The following is a 14,265-nucleotide window of genomic DNA, read 5'->3' as shown; positions in this document are numbered from 1 at the left end:
CGACACAATCCGAAGTGAGCCGGCCCGCTTGCGAGCGGCCGCCGTGGATGGGGAGGGGAGCACGAGGGGAGGGGTGTCAAGGCTGCCCCTCGTTCCGTCCCTGGCCCGCTCGATGCGGGCTGGGACGGCTGGAGCGCTTTGAAGTTCGAGCGGAAATCGCCTATATTGATTTCCGGAGTGGGGACGAGCCTTTCGGCCCGCCCCCGTTTCCTAGATTGAGAATTGGACTCGGATCCGCACTTGCCAGGTGGTCCGGGTCCTTTTCACGTCTAGGGTGATGCTAAGTGGTAGGAACCACATGCAACACCTCCGGTTCGAGGGCGAGGCCGTCGCCTCGGTCGGGGTGGCCCATCCTCCCCGAATGCGCCGCTGGCCCGGCGCTGCTGCTTCCGCCCTCGAAACTGCTGTCGTCCTTCTTACCGCACAATGCCGAGTTGTTCACCAATGCTCGGCGGGCGCCTCGGTCCAACTTCCTTTAGCACTGCCAGCATCATTTTCTGCGTCATGCCGCGCACCTCGTAACCTTGTGCGCGGGCAGCCTCGATGATGGATTCCAAAGTCGGGTATTCCTCAATGAACGCGCCCAACCAAAGGGCGCATTCGTCGGTTTCCGGGTCGGGAAACGCCTGAAGAAAGAACGTCCGCAAGGGCGGATCATAGCCTATCATCCCCTGCTCGTCCGTTTCAGTGCCGTTGGTGATTTGCACGGTGTGTCGGCTCAAGTGCCTGCTCCTCTTGATCGCCTTCCCGGGCCGCGCCGAGAATAGCGCGGCCTATCATCGGTTGTAGTCCTAATAGCGTTTGCACGTTTTCTAAAGCCGGAAACGCGCGACCAACGCCTGATTTGCGCGGTGGCAAGCAAGAGCGTAGGCGACGATTTGCGCGATCAAATCCGGATCGGCCGCGCCCGCCCTCTTTGCCCTGTCGGCGAAGTCCTCCGCGAGCTCGCTGTCCTCCTCGCCGACATGCTTGTTGGCGACTATCCATGAAATCTGTGCGGTTGGCACCTCGAGCCGGGGCTTGACGGGAAGGGCGGAAATCAGTCCCTTGCGAGTGCTCGCTGCGGTTCCGGCCTTCTCTGCCTCGGCGGCAGTCGGGAAGTAGGCCATAACCAACTTGCATCGCTGCGCCTCGGCGGCTCCCATGAAAGCGAACGCACCATTCTCGGTCTTGTAGAGCGCCCAATCGGCGGCAGTGCCTCCAAAAATTGGGTCGCCCTTGCCGCAAAATTCCACCACGGAATAGATCGTCTCGGTCGTCGGAATTGTCCTTTTTCGAGTTGGGAAGAGTGATCAGGCGGCGGTGATCGTCTTCAACACACGCTCAGCGGCGTAGCGTCCGGCCTCGTTCAGGTGCCGTTGCCAAGCGCCTTGCGAGGCGACCAGCGGAAGCCGTTCGCCTTCAGCACGCGCCGCGTCGGGTCATCGGGCTTGTCGGGAAAGATCAACTGGATGCGCGCGATGTCGGCGTTCTCCTTGATCTCGACGGCTCCGGCGCTCGTCTCGACCTCTTGGCTTTGATTGCCGCGCTCCTTCATCCTTGCAAGCGCCGCAAGGCGCTGCTGCAGGCGGCGGAGCTCGGCGCGGCTGTTGGTCGTGCTGAACCCGCGCCGCGATTGCCACGACGCAAACTTGATGCCTCTCGCTGCGGCGTCAGTGGGAAGGCCGGTATGGGCCACAACAGCGGCAATCATGTCCTCTTCGCTGGAAAGGTCTTTCACCATGCGCCGGATGATCGCGTTGGCGGCTTTCATCCGGTCGATGGAAAGCGCCACCTCCTCGATGCGGGTAACGATGCGCTGCATCGCCACCGGATCGCCGGATCGGATCGGTTCATAGTCCGTGCCGTGCGGGAAGGCCTTCCGCTTGGCGGACTTGCGGGCCATTGCCTCGTGCGCCTTCAGATCGGCTCGGCGGGCGTCCGAAATCCGCATGCGCTTTTCGTTGCGAGCCACGGGAAAACGGGCAGGGCCGGTAATAAACCAGTTCATGCAACGGCCTTCCGCCGCCCAATAGCGGCGCGTCAAATCGACATGCCGCCGCGCAAAGGCCTCGATTTCAGCCTCCGGAATCGGCGCGCAAGCCTTGTTCCAAAGCTCAACGACGTGAGCCGCGAACAGATTCAGCCGCTCGGCCAGGTCTGCAAGCTCTGACCTTGCGCGCCGGTCGGGAAAGTGGGTGAGCGCATGAAACTGCGGCTCGATGTCCTCCGCCGCAATTGTTGCGGCGAAGGTTCCTGCGACGATGGCGAGGATGTTGTTTTCGAGGGCCGCGATTTTTATCATGCCTCTCCCTCAACAAGGGTAGGGGCGCGGCGCTCAATGCGGCATTGCAACCCTGCGAGCGCACCGGCGATGATGATACCGCCCGATGAAATCTCGTCTGCCTTTGCGAATACCGGGTCCAGGACCGGGCGGCAGCATTTGAAATGCTTCGCTGCATCCTCAAGGCTGATGAGGGGGGACGTGTAAGGCGTGCTGCCATCGCCGCCGACAAGCACGATCTTGCCTGCGATCGGCTGCGGGAAGCCTTCGAAGATGGTGAAGGCGGTCAACCCGTCCTGCAGACCTTCTTCGTCGACGAAAAGCGTGTGCCGCTCATCGAACCGCACGACCTCCAGCAAGCGGCAGCCGATAATCGCGTAAAGCGGCCGGATGCCCAGATCGACCTGAAGCTCTACCGGCTTAAAGATCGTCGTTTCCGGGTCCAGCACATAAGCGGTGTTTGCTCTTACCATTTTCTAGCCCTTTCCTTTCCGCGAAGCGGTCTAGCTCTTGCCCGAGGGGCAGGAGCCCCGCTCCTGCTCCCCGTGCTCGCGCGGAGCAGCGGGAGAGAGGGAGGCAAGGGAACAAAACGGAGGGGGTTCGCCCGCCCGAGGCCAAAGCCGAAGGGGCGACGCAAAATCCGCGCATGCGGATTGCGTCGCTCCTGCACGGAGCGAGCCGGAGGCGAGGGGAGGAAGGACGGGGAGACCGTTTTTTCCCTTGTGAGGGAGAGAGGGCAGCGCCCTCTTTCCCTCCTTCAGGAAGGCAAAGCCGGCCGTCTGGCGGCCGCCATTTCAGATACGAGAAGGGCCGCCCTGGCTCGCAGATCAGGACGGCCCCGTGGGTGCATGACAAGAAGGGCTAGCGACTTGCCACGACCAACTCTCGATTGTCGTTGCCGGTTGGCAATATGCTGATTTCACCGCGAGCTGTAAACGGCTTTCAGAGGCATTTTGATGCAGTCATGACGTGAAGGCCGCGAGGCGGCTCTTGCGCAACCGATCGTTACCCTATTGGGCGAAGAACGCTTTTTGCGGTCTTCGTGCCGAAGGCATAGAGCGGGGTCGCGTCAGCGATGCGCCAAACTGATACCACCCAAGACGTTTTGAGGGTTCCAAGAACACAACCACTTCCATTAAAGTGGTCTGCACCATGAACAACCACCGGTAGGATGAATGGCAGGACCGTCGCTGGAGCAATGGATCTCGGATCGCGGATTGCAGCAAGTCAATGATCCGGACGTTGACAAACCAGTTTATCGGCTGCCCCCCCCGACGGTCGAATTACACTCAGCGCCGCGCTGGAAGAAAGAATCTCCGCCAGTATCCGGGAAGCCCGCGAGAGGCGAAATCTCTCCCGGTCGAAAACTTGCGCCCCTGCTTGATATCACCGAAGCGGTCTACGCCCGCTACGAAGGAAGCGTTTCCCGCCTGACGGTAAGCCGTCTGATCCATCTCTGCGAGGTGCTTGGAGCAAGTCCGGAAGAGCTTCTAGCGCCGGCAGCTCTCCATCTGTCGGGCGAAAACCAAACCAAAGTGAATCTGCTCCTGGCCCGCATCGACAAGCTGCGAGGCTTTGACGAAGAAACCTTGCAGGACGTTTTCAGCTTGCTCAATCGGCTGGGAACGACAGGCCACGGCGGCAATGGCACGGCGTCAGCCGCGCCATTGCCCCCCGGGCCGCCGAGCGCTTGAAGAGGATGAATGGATATGGCGAAACGTGAGTCTGGGCGGCTTATGTTGGAGAGCGAGATCCCCGCCTTTGTCGGCGCGGTGATCGAGGCCGGCTGTGACATCTGCGCCATCGGCCACGACTGCTACGTTCTCGGCGACCTCGAGGAAATGGACGCCGCGGCCGAGGAGCTCGCCCGCATGATGAAGTGTTCGGGGACCGGGATTTCCTCCTGCTGGAAATTGTCGCATATCTTCGCTCTCTCGGCCGGTACCTGGAGCCAGGCCCATCGCCGGGGCATTGGACTGAAAACGCCGATATTCACTGAAAAACGGGAGTGTCCAGTGGCCTGGTCACGCTGTAGGAGCGTCTCCCAGAAACGGAGAAACTATCAGAACTGCGATAGGGTCGGGGCAGGGGCATCCGTCGCCGAAATGCGGAGAATTCATGCTGACACGTACCCTTGAAAGAAAACAGCCCGCCCCGGTAGATGTGCATGTCGAAGCGACACTTGGCGAGGCGATCGGGGTCACATTCCAGCAAGTGCAGAAATACGAGAAGGGGACCAACCGCGTCGGAGCAAGTCGCGTGCAGCAGATCGCCGACGTGCTGCAGGTCCCGGTCTCGAACTTCTTCGAAGACATGCCCGCTGAAGCCACGAACGGCGCCGGCGGCGCCGGCCGCCCTTCCGCGCTCCATCCGGAGCTGATGCAATTCGTCTCGAGCGACCAGGGGCTTGCCCTCATTCGCGCCTTCTGTCGGATCGAGGACGTGAAGGTTCGTGCCCGGGTCGTGAGTCTCGTGAAGGCGCTCGCCGAACAGGAGCGGTCATGAACCAGTAACGCCGCCTACCCTGAGGTGTCAGATTGACGGGATCATTGCACAATCATGCAATTGCGCGCTGCGAGTTGGCCTGATCTTCTCTCGACATGGACACGAAACTCGCAGACTTGAAACTGAAGCCATGGCTCCTCGCCGAGCTAAATCAGCTCGGATATGAGGTGGTCGGAGATATGCAGCATCTTTCCATCGAAGAGATGCTGCGCATCCCTGGAATGGGCGGTCGGGACTGGCGCGTGATTGCGAAAGCCTTGGGAATCGAGTGGAATCCTTGGCTGAAGAAGCGTCGATGACGACATCCCAGAGTGCCCGTTCCTTGCGTAGGAGCCGAATCTTCACCCTAACTTTTGAGAGTTGTTTAGCGACACGTGCTCGCTAAGATTGTCATCGACTACAACGACGATCGCGAGGCTGGGGAGCCAAAGGCGCGGCGTTCAAGGACATCCCGACAGATATCAGTGCCTAGACAATGTTAGGTCTACGGCACCCCCCTCTATTAGGGGGCGCAGTTTCACTCCTGGATCAGTCCATGCACGAGGAGGAGGCACCCGTGACTGCACCACTTTATCAGCAGACGTTTGCGCATATTACATCATCTGGTTCGATTTCGTTCGGATCTGGGTCCACCTTGGCAGACCTAGTGTTGGATGGCAGTCATTCATTCTCTGTGTGCTTCACCTTCCGGATGGCACAATTTAGCAGCAGCGACACGCTGTTCTCCAAGGGCAGCCAATTCAGCTTTGGGCTACAAAATGGCGTGCTTTTCGCGCAGCTTGCGAATGCGACTGCCGTTGTTGCGGATGCCGCGATGACCTTGCAACCCAACACCTACTATTCGGTAATGTGCACCTATGACTCGGCCGGACCAAATTCGGGCACGCTAACTCTTTCCGTCGCGGGCGCTCAGGCTGCCTCGGCTGCGTTGACGAACGCTGGAATTCCGGATGATGGCAGTGACTTCGTGTTCGGCGGCCAAGTGGATGTTGACCTGGTGGGCTTATGTCTTTGGAATATCGCCGTGCCGATGACAGAATGCCTCACAAGCAAGTGGATGATGCCGGACCCCGGAACGCAGGGACTCGTTTCCTGCTATTGCTTTGCCGACGGGCCACCGTCGGACGACTCAGGCAACAACCACCCGATTACCTTCCTAGGTGGCGGGCAGCAGGTCACGATCGTGCCGGGTTTCCAATTGGAAAACAACGCATACGTTGTACCTGCAACTTCTGATGCCCTTAATCCTGGCGGCGGGGGTAATGTGGCATTCAGCCTCCTTGCATGGGTTTACTGCACGGGCGTTAGCTCTGGTTCTCAGTACAGTGACATCTTCGGCAACTGCGATGCTAACAGCGGCATACAGATGGGCCTCGGTCAAAGTGACGGGTCGCTCACGCTCACAGTATTGTGGAATGGCCTGAATGGCAGCGACATTGTCTCCGCGTCGACGTCTTTCGCCGCGAATGCGTGGCACCATGTGGCGGTCACTTATGACGGAACGACTTTCACCTTGTATGTGGACGGGCAGGAATGCGGCAGTGCCGTGTCGGGTACGATGAACATGCTTTCGACGCCTGCTCCCGTCATCGGTGGGGCGATACCTCTTTCGACCGCCCCCAACAACAACCCATTTCAAGGATACATTGGAGCTTTGCAGGTTTGGTCGACGGCACTGTCTGCCGATGACGTCGCCACCTATATGGCCGCAGATCCTGCCCAAGCGCAGGGCTGTGTCGCCAACTTCCGAGGTCTTGATTCGAGCAACGGTGTAACCGGCACGGTCGCTTCGCTGAACAATGGTGCAAGAGTGAGCTGGCAGTCGACTTCGGGTGGATTGCTTTCCCGCTCTAGTATACGAGCTGCAGCTTCAAATCCGAAGCCCCGATGGCCAGATATTCGGGCGACAGCCGCCCAGGCCCCCGATGAGATGGGCCCTCGACCAAAAAGCAGGATCCTGAGCGAGACTAAAATCGATCAGCTGATTGCCGACTATGAAGAAATCCTAGGTGCCACAGGGGCTGCGCAACCTCAAATCGACCAGCTGCGCAAGGTCTTTCTTAACAATCTCTACAGCGGGATTCGGCATTACGATGACCATAACGGCCGACCACCAGGCTTGGTACTCCACCGGCGCGACGGCGACGATCACGTCTTCGAAGTTGTCGGCGAGGATGGGCTGATCGAAGCTGCGCGTATCGGGGATGCAACGCTTGCGTCATATGGTCAAGATGAGGGGCTCTCGAGCGAATGCATTGCTTGGTACATCCTGCTCATTGCCAACGCCATAATGGTCATCATAGGTGCGATAGGCTTGGGCGCCGTCGGAAGCTCAGTGATTTCCAAGTTCCTCACGGAATGGGCGCCGAAAGTTTTGAGCAATCTTATTCCAGCGATGAGGTTGGCATTGGCGGAGGCGAACAATTTTCAGAAGCTGATCAAAGTAGTTTTCAGTGTCTACATATGTGGCGGCTTAGCATCCGTACTTGCGATCTCTATTTCAGGTTTGCATTGGTGGAACTGGGTGTTCATTGTGGTCGCCGCTCTTGCCGACTTGATTATGCTGTGGGCAACCGGCGGCTGGTACTTGGCTGCCATCGTCGCCAATATGACCGCGTCCATCACTTATTTTGTCACAAGCTTGTTGGCTGAACCGGAGGGAGGGTGCACTCCTGGCCGCCAATCGGCGAACTTTGCGCCAGCTTGAGGGCGTGGGTCCATTCGGCCCCTACGCCTTTTGCAACGAGCGCCCGCTCCAGGGGAAGGAGCGGGCACTCATAACAGGTTGGACCTGACGCCGCTGAGGGACGGCGCGCCTTGATAATTCATCATCTATGTCTTTGTTCCCACGTTTCTCGTGTGTCGCCGCAATTCCTGCAACCGCGGTCATGCGGAATGAGTGCGGCGTTTTCGAGCACTTGTGCGTTAATTGCGGCATGGCGAGAACATCTTCGAAGAAGCCGCCCAATCAGCCGCCGCCAGATCCAATGCCGACGCGCATCGAGCCATGCGTGGCAATGCTCGTCGACAGGCCGCCCAAAGGCCCGCAATGGGCCGTCGAGGTGAAGTGGGATGGATACCGTCTCTCGGTTCACGTAGAGCCGGGGAGGGTGCGCGTCGTCACACGCGGCGGCTATGACTGGACGCGCCGCTTCGCCGCGATCGCGGCCGAAGCGCGGCAGCTTGGGCACGAATCTCTGATCCTCGACGGCGAGGCGGTCGTGCTTGACGAGAAAGGGCGGTCCGATTTCGGCGCACTGCAACGCGCTCTTGGCCGAAAACCAAGTCTTCATGATCCACGCGAAATCCTCTTCTTCGCCTTCGATCTGCTCTATCTCGACGGGCACGATCTGCGGCGGCAGCCGCTTCGCGAGCGCCGACGGCTGCTCGAGCAGATCGTCGCCGGCCGCGAAGGTGTCATCAGGTTGTCGGAGGAGGTCGACGCAGACGGCGACGAGTTCTACCGCATTGCCTGCGAGCATGGCCTCGAGGGAATTATCGCCAAGCACCGGGAAAAGACCTATCACAGCGGCCGCGGCGACTGGTGGCAGAAGATCACCTGCAGGCGTCGCGACAGTTTCGTGATCGTCGGCTATGAGCCATCTACTGTGCCCTGCGCGATCGGACGGCTCCTGCTGGCGGCCCTGAAAAACGATCGGCTCGTCTACGTCGGCGGTTGCGGCACTGGTTGGAGCAATCAGGAATCCGTCAAGCTGCGTGAGCTGCTGGACACGATCAGGGAGGACAAGCCGCCTGTTGCGCTCCGGCGCAAGGGCGCTGTCTTCGTGCGGCCGCTGCTTGTCGCTGAGGTCGAATATCGCGCCTGGACAGAAGACGAAAAGCTGCGGCACCCTTCATTCAAAGGCCTGCGAGAGCGAGCCGACGACGCAACCGTGTTTTTCTTAGATCGCGAGCAGCCGTCGGGCTGAATGTGCATCCAAACATCAGGAGGGAGTCTGTGAAAATTCCGCACCCCAAACGCCCGACAAGGGGTCGGAACAAGAACTGCTCGAAATCGTACGCTTAGATCGAACAGAGCACGAACTGATTCCGCACGGGATCGAAACTCCGCTTACGCTGGCTCTAGATGTGAACACGCACGTTCAGATCCTGACTTGGGTGCCGATCTCGACCACACGATCGGTCGGAATCTGGAAATATTCGGCCGCATCGGCCGCGGTGCGGGCCAGGGCGATGAACAGCCGGTCCTGCCAGAGCGGTAGGCCGGAAGTGGGCGTTGGTATCAGCGACCGGCGGGAGACAAAGAATGAGGTCGACATGATGTCGAATTTCAAACCCTGCTTGCGGCAGAGGGCCATAGCCTTCGGAATGTTCGGCTGTTCCATATAGCCGAATGACAGAGTGACGCGCGTGAAGAGATCGGTGATCGGTTCCATCTGCACGCGTTCGGACTCCGGGATGATGGGTCGCTGCTTGGTCACGATCGAGAGAATGACGTTACGTTCGTGCAGCACCTTGTAATGCTTCAAGCTGTGCATCAGCGCCGTTGGGGCGCACGTTGGATCGCTAGTCAGGAAGATGGCCGTACCCGGCACGATCTGAGGCGGTTTTTTCAGCATCTGATCGGCAAGAAAATCGAGGGGAACCTCGCTCTTGCGAGTCTTCTCGAACAGATAGCCCGTCGCGCGGACCCAGGTCCAAATGATGAGGCACATCACGAGAGCAATGGCCAGCGTGACCCAGCCGCCCTCGACCACTTTGATGATGTTAGAGCCAAGGAATACCAGGTCGACGATCAGGAACAGTATCGAGGCCAAAAGCGCTGCTGCCCAGGACCAGTTCCAGATGTGACGCATAACGACGAAGAGAAGCAAATCCGTGACTACCATCTCACCGGTAACCGAAATGCCATAGGCCGAAGCGAGATTGCCGGACCTCTGGAAGCCGAGTACCAGCAACATGACGCCGATCCCGAGCATCCAATTGACACGTCCAAGATAAACTTGGCCCTCTTGCGTCTCCGACGTGTGAAGAATGCTGAAGCGGGGCAGCAGATTCAGCTGCACGGCCTGGCGGACTAGCGAGTAGGCACCGGAAATAACCGCCTGACTGGCAATGATCGTGGCAGCGGTAGCCAGGGCGACCATCGGCAGCAGCGCCCAGCCTGGCTGCATGTCGAAGAAGACATTCTCTGGCAAATCGCTACGCGTCAAAACGAAAGCGCCTTGCCCTACATAGTTCAGGAGAAGGCAAGGGAAAACGATCGAAAGCCACGCCAGGACGATCGGTCCGCGGCCGAAGTGGCCGAGATCAACATAGAGCGCCTCTGCACCCGTGACGGCGAGGAAAATAGCCCCGATCGTGCCAAGCGAGAGTGCCGGGTTGGCGGCGAGATAATGGACTGCGTAATAGGGATTGACTGCCCACAGCACGTCGGGATTGGCGATGATATGACTCAATCCCGAAATGCCGATTGCGATGAACCAGACACCGGTAATCGGGCCAAAAACGCCTCCGACTGCGCCGGTTCCAAAGCGCTGAACGGCGAAAAGCACAAAGAGGATTAGCAGCGTGATGGGCACGACATAGGGCTCGAAGGCCGGCGTCACTGTCTTGAGCCCTTCCACCGCGGCGAGCACCGAGATTGCGGGCGTGATCATGGAGTCACCCGTAAACAGCGCCGCGCCAATGACGCCTAAGGCCAAGATGGCGGTCGAATGCGCAGGAAGGTGCCTGCGGGCAAGAGCCATTAACGAAAGGGTGCCGCCCTCGCCCTTGTTGTCGGCCCTGAGTACAAACCGCACATATTTTACTGTCACGACCAGCGTCAGCGCCCAGAAAATCAGCGAAAGGACGCCCAACACGTCCGCGCGCTCAACCGACCCGTCTGACGCTGCGACCAAAAGCGCTTCCCGAACGGCATACAGGGGACTTGTCCCGATGTCGCCGTAAACGACGCCCAGAGCACCAAGCATCAAGACTCTCAGATTGGCTTGGCCAGGCGATTCCGGGGCGGTAGGTTGCGTGGAATCGGTGCGCCCGCCGGCGTCGGCGTCGGCCATGAGAGCTACTCCATCCCGAACTAGCGGGCTGCGGTAGTCCAGCCAAAAAAACCAAATGGACTGGTGGCCGCAACCGGCCATGACCCATTGTCGGCACACTCCGAGGCCTTGAGGAACCGGTGAGTTGTGTTCTGACATCTCATATGCTGTGCATTGGCTTGTCAAGCGACGCATTTGGCTGCCAGAGCGGTTCGAAGTTCCCAAAGTGACGTCCTGGAACGACAACATGCGAGTGTCGCGTAACCAATCCCATCGCCACGAGCGCTGCGCTGCCTCGCAGGGCGGTCGCTCGAGCTGTCTCAGCGCTTGCCGGCTAAAACCGAAAGGAAGACACTTCTTCATAAATCTTGGAAAATTGGAGGAGGAGGCGATGAAACACCTGGCACCTCCAGACAGTTGCCGGCGTTTCTGCAGACATGCAAGCGTTCGACTATGACACGGGGCGAGCGCCTCGCTCGATGGGCGGAACTCTTGGAAAAAACGCCTGAACGGTGCCTCAGAACACTTTCGCAGACCGAATATCAGCCCCCGGCGCAACGCGACAAGATTGCGAAGCGCAGGTTCCGCTTTCACTGTTGCATTCGAGGATGCTGTGCTTCGTGCGGAGGGCCTCAGCGACGACACCTATGGCGAAGCGAAGCGGTTTTTCGAACTGACCGATTGGCAGTTGCACAAGATCGTGTGCGGTTCGGGTACAACGGTGCGTGCGGACACGGCTGCGCAATGGATTCGCGACACGGCACAGCCCCGGCCCGGCTTGTTCAGCATGCTGTGGGACGCGCTTTATATTTTCCAGTAGTCGCTCTGGTTCGACCCGCTTCGGAAGGTGGCGCCAGCGCCACGTTGATTTTGCTCAAGGAAGCCGGCTCAATTGCTGACGGTCGAGTGCCAACGCTAACACACTCCGAATGATGCCGACTAGCGTATCCGGTGCCGCAGGACGATCTTCGGGGTTAAATGCAAGTCCAATGACAGCGTGCTGGCCCGCTGAAGCTTTTACGGGCCAAAAGTCAAAGCGAGACGCCGTCGCCGGATAAGTTTCGGCGCGCATGAAAGTGCCCGTCTCCAAGGACAATCGCGCCGCCTCGAATTCAGCCTTCTGGGGATCTATACCGCCGACTGCCTTGGCCGCAGCCACTTCGCCCTCCGAAACGAGCATCACGACGACAGGAACCTGGAAAAGCGCTGCGAGAGCTTGGCAAGTTGTTGAGACGATCGCCTGAATGTTGTCGGCTGCCACGACAGCACGGCTGTAGTCCTGCAGCACTGTCGCCTGCCTTCTCAAGAGCGCCGCGTCGCTCGCTCTCCGCTGGGAAGTGAAGGCAACGCTACTGACGATAAGTCCGACGACAAAAAGTAGCCCTATCGCCCAAATATTTGACGGATCATCGACGAGCAGAGTGTTGCGAGGCTCAGTCAGGAAGAAATTGTAGGCGAGAGCACCAAGTACAGCCGAGCAGAACGATTGACCTAAGCCGAAGCCCACGCCGGCGACGACACCGGCACGACGAATATGAGGGAAATGTTCGGGATCGCAATCCCGCGGTCGATGCCGACGGCAATGACCGTCGCCGCTATAGTCATCGCAATGGAAGCAAGGTAACCCGTCCCCTCCGGAATCTCCGATGGTTCCAAGCTCAAATCTGGATCGGTTGCCACAGTTCGTGTGATGTTCGGTCGTGGTTGCCATTTAGCATTGGCCATTGCTTCACTTCCTTCCGAAAAAGGCACTGGTCGCGGCCCCGGTATGCTAAGCGATTATACCAGGATAACGAAACTCTGCGCGCTTGTATTCGATCGCGGAACCTCGGTCCACTGACAAGGTTGAGCTGCCCGAATGTGGGCGGTAGTGCGCTGGCGCTTACGGGCATCTATTCTTGGCAGGACGAGCAGCAACTGCCGGAAGGCTTTAGGCCGTTGCGACTTCCCGGTCGAATTCAACGCGCCGCATAGCTCACGTTCCGTGTCCAGACATTCAGCGCCGCCAGAACCACGGCTGCAGCACGACGAGAAGCGTCACAAGTTCCAACCGCCCGATGACCATAGCAAAAGCGATCAGCCACTTGGCGGTGTCCGGGATCGCGGCGAAATTCGTTGCCGGGCCCACGAGCGGGCCGAGGCCAGGCCCCGCGTTCGCCATCGCCTGCGCCACCGAAGAGATCGCCGAGAGATAATCAAGCCCGGTCGCCATGACGAGGAGCGACATGAACAGCAGGGTCATGATGTAGAGAAAAAAGAAATTGCGGACGTTGCTGATCGCCACGTCGTCGACGGACTTGCCCTGGAAGCGAACGGGGACGATGGCCTGAGGGTAAAGCGTGCCTCGCAACACTCTTCCAGTACCCACGAAGAGAATCTGCCAGCGGAAGATCTTGATGGCGCCTGCCGTCGAGCCGGCGCAGCCGCCGACAAGATAAAGTACGAAGAACAGGCCGATGGCGAAACTTCCCCAGGCGGAAAAGTCGGCAGTAGCAAAGCCGGTGTCGGTCATGATCGAGGTGACGTTGAAGGCAGACAACCGGAGGGCCTCGGGCGGCGACATGCCCTGACTGATATTCCAGGTGGTGCAGGCCAGGATCGCCGCCGCCAGGATCAGCAGAAACGGCTTGATCTGTCCCTCGATGGCGCTGCGTTTACCGCGGCTCAGAAGAAACACGGCATAGAAGGCGAGCGGCAGCGCCCCGGAAATCATGAATATGATCGTGACGACTTCGATCGGCAGGGAATTGTAGTAACCGATGGACGCGTCCTTGGTCGAGTGACCGCCCGTGGCAATCGTCGTCATCGCATGGTTGACGGCATCGAAGGTCGACATGCCGGCGAAGTCGAGCGACACGGCGCAGGCGAGCGTGAGCGACAGATACACGATCAGAATGTTCCGCGCAATCTGCCGCACCCTCGGGAACGGTTTCTCGGAAATGTCGGAGGATTCGGAGCGAAAAAGCTGCATGCCGCCGACGCGCAAAGCCGGAAGTACGCTGAGCGCCATGACGATGATACCGATGCCGCCGAGCCACTGCAGCAGCGAACGCCACATCAAAAGCCCCTGCGGCATGACGTCGAGCCCCACCAAGATGGTGGAGCCCGTCGTCGTCAAGGCCGCCGCCGATTCGAAGACTGCATCTGTCCAGCTCAGCGCGAGCGCTGAATTGTAGAGCGGAATGGCGCCGATAACGGAGACCGAGAGCCAGGCGCTGACCGTGAGGAGGAGAGCAGTCCGACGGTCGGTAAGGTCGATCTCATCCTGCTTGAAGGCTGCAACGAGCAAGGCGCCGAGCCCGGCGCTGACGGCGGCGCTGCTCACGAAGGTGATGACGTCCTCACTGTTGCCCGTGGCGAAATCGACGACGGCCGGCACCAGCATGGCCACCGCCAGCGCCAGAATGAACACACCATTGAGGAAGAGGACGAAGCGAAGTCGGTCGGCGGTCATTCTTTACCTATCTGGTTCGCCAAGGGTTTTCTAGACTAGAA

General features: G+C 59.3%; 13 protein-coding genes and 1 pseudogene. 7 read left to right on the top strand and 7 right to left on the bottom strand.

Annotation, left to right across the window (positions count from 1 at the left end):
• Positions 1-416: 416 nt before the first annotated feature.
• From J2Z31_RS25990 to J2Z31_RS25975, 4 genes are all read right to left on the bottom strand, one after another.
• Positions 417-722 (bottom strand): hypothetical protein, encoded by a 306-nt coding sequence (locus J2Z31_RS25990; protein WP_209606149.1) that lies wholly within the window; start codon positions 720-722, stop codon positions 417-419.
• 90 nt (positions 723-812) lie between these two features.
• Positions 813-1,238: a hypothetical protein gene (locus tag J2Z31_RS25985; protein ID WP_234939666.1), complete on the bottom strand. Its 426-nt coding sequence runs from the start codon at positions 1,236-1,238 to the stop codon at positions 813-815.
• Positions 1,239-1,348: 110 nt separating this feature from the next.
• Entirely contained in the window at positions 1,349-2,284 is a 936-nt protein-coding gene (locus J2Z31_RS25980; RefSeq protein WP_234939665.1) for a hypothetical protein, read from the bottom strand.
• Positions 2,281-2,736 carry a DUF3846 domain-containing protein gene (locus J2Z31_RS25975; protein WP_209606147.1) on the bottom strand — a complete coding sequence of 152 codons (456 nt, stop codon included), beginning with the start codon at positions 2,734-2,736 and terminating at the stop codon, positions 2,281-2,283. Before J2Z31_RS25975 ends, J2Z31_RS25980 begins: the two co-directional genes overlap by 4 nt.
• Before the next feature lie 702 nt (positions 2,737-3,438).
• Between J2Z31_RS25975 and J2Z31_RS25970 the strand changes: the two genes are divergently transcribed.
• From J2Z31_RS25970 to ligD, 6 genes are all read left to right on the top strand, one after another.
• A complete protein-coding gene (locus tag J2Z31_RS25970; RefSeq protein WP_234939664.1) occupies positions 3,439-3,957 on the top strand; it encodes a helix-turn-helix domain-containing protein in 519 nt (172 codons plus the stop codon).
• A gap of 9 nt (positions 3,958-3,966) precedes the next feature.
• Positions 3,967-4,401: a hypothetical protein gene (locus J2Z31_RS25965; protein ID WP_328243649.1), complete on the top strand. Its 435-nt coding sequence runs from the start codon at positions 3,967-3,969 to the stop codon at positions 4,399-4,401.
• Positions 4,382-4,768, top strand: coding sequence for a helix-turn-helix domain-containing protein (locus tag J2Z31_RS25960; protein ID WP_209606145.1), 387 nt, complete (start codon positions 4,382-4,384; stop codon positions 4,766-4,768). Before J2Z31_RS25965 ends, J2Z31_RS25960 begins: the two co-directional genes overlap by 20 nt.
• A gap of 95 nt (positions 4,769-4,863) precedes the next feature.
• Positions 4,864-5,067 (top strand): hypothetical protein, encoded by a 204-nt coding sequence (locus tag J2Z31_RS25955; RefSeq protein ID WP_209606143.1) that lies wholly within the window; start codon positions 4,864-4,866, stop codon positions 5,065-5,067.
• A gap of 257 nt (positions 5,068-5,324) precedes the next feature.
• On the top strand, positions 5,325-7,475 hold the full coding sequence (locus J2Z31_RS25950) for a LamG domain-containing protein (protein ID WP_209606141.1): 2,151 nt from the start codon (positions 5,325-5,327) through the stop codon (positions 7,473-7,475).
• Positions 7,476-7,704: 229 nt separating this feature from the next.
• Positions 7,705-8,697, top strand: a complete 993-nt coding sequence (ligD, locus tag J2Z31_RS25945; RefSeq protein WP_209606139.1) for a non-homologous end-joining DNA ligase — start codon at positions 7,705-7,707, stop codon at positions 8,695-8,697.
• 174 nt (positions 8,698-8,871) lie between these two features.
• Here the strand turns inward: ligD and J2Z31_RS25940 are convergent, their stop codons facing one another.
• Complete coding sequence (locus J2Z31_RS25940; protein ID WP_234939681.1) at positions 8,872-10,704, bottom strand: potassium transporter Kup; 1,833 nt, start codon at positions 10,702-10,704, stop codon at positions 8,872-8,874.
• Between the two features lie 519 nt (positions 10,705-11,223).
• Between J2Z31_RS25940 and J2Z31_RS25935 the strand changes: the two are divergent.
• Positions 11,224-11,590, top strand: a pseudogene (locus J2Z31_RS25935) (hypothetical protein).
• 54 nt (positions 11,591-11,644) lie between these two features.
• On the opposite strand, the gene J2Z31_RS25930 reads toward J2Z31_RS25935, so the two are convergent.
• The gene (locus J2Z31_RS25930) at positions 11,645-12,481 is read right to left on the bottom strand and encodes a DUF4118 domain-containing protein (protein ID WP_234939662.1); all 837 of its coding nucleotides are present in this window, start codon (positions 12,479-12,481) and stop codon (positions 11,645-11,647) included.
• A gap of 285 nt (positions 12,482-12,766) precedes the next feature.
• On the bottom strand, positions 12,767-14,224 hold the full coding sequence (locus J2Z31_RS25925; protein ID WP_209606136.1) for a TrkH family potassium uptake protein: 1,458 nt from the start codon (positions 14,222-14,224) through the stop codon (positions 12,767-12,769).
• Positions 14,225-14,265: the final 41 nt, after the last annotated feature.

Source organism: Sinorhizobium kostiense, from assembly GCF_017874595.1.
Taxonomy (GTDB): Bacteria; Pseudomonadota; Alphaproteobacteria; order Rhizobiales; family Rhizobiaceae; genus Sinorhizobium; species Sinorhizobium kostiense.
Note: the sequence above shows the minus strand (reverse complement) of the source record. Positions and strands in the feature narration are given on the sequence as shown.

Bases quoted from the DNA above. Each gene is read 5' to 3' on its own strand.
- J2Z31_RS25980 (WP_234939665.1), bottom strand. From the start codon at position 2,284: ATGATAAAAATCGCGGCCCTCGAAAACAACATCCTCGCCATCGTCGCA.
- J2Z31_RS25955 (WP_209606143.1), top strand. From the start codon at position 4,864: ATGGACACGAAACTCGCAGACTTGAAACTGAAGCCATGGCTCCTCGCC.
- J2Z31_RS25975 (WP_209606147.1), bottom strand. From the start codon at position 2,736: ATGGTAAGAGCAAACACCGCTTATGTGCTGGACCCGGAAACGACGATC.
- J2Z31_RS25970 (WP_234939664.1), top strand. From the start codon at position 3,439: ATGGCAGGACCGTCGCTGGAGCAATGGATCTCGGATCGCGGATTGCAG.
- ligD (WP_209606139.1), top strand. From the start codon at position 7,705: ATGGCGAGAACATCTTCGAAGAAGCCGCCCAATCAGCCGCCGCCAGAT.
- J2Z31_RS25925 (WP_209606136.1), bottom strand. From the start codon at position 14,224: ATGACCGCCGACCGACTTCGCTTCGTCCTCTTCCTCAATGGTGTGTTC.
- J2Z31_RS25965 (WP_328243649.1), top strand. From the start codon at position 3,967: ATGGATATGGCGAAACGTGAGTCTGGGCGGCTTATGTTGGAGAGCGAG.
- J2Z31_RS25960 (WP_209606145.1), top strand. From the start codon at position 4,382: ATGCTGACACGTACCCTTGAAAGAAAACAGCCCGCCCCGGTAGATGTG.
- J2Z31_RS25940 (WP_234939681.1), bottom strand. From the start codon at position 10,704: ATGCTTGGTGCTCTGGGCGTCGTTTACGGCGACATCGGGACAAGTCCC.
- J2Z31_RS25930 (WP_234939662.1), bottom strand. From the start codon at position 12,481: ATGGCAACCACGACCGAACATCACACGAACTGTGGCAACCGATCCAGA.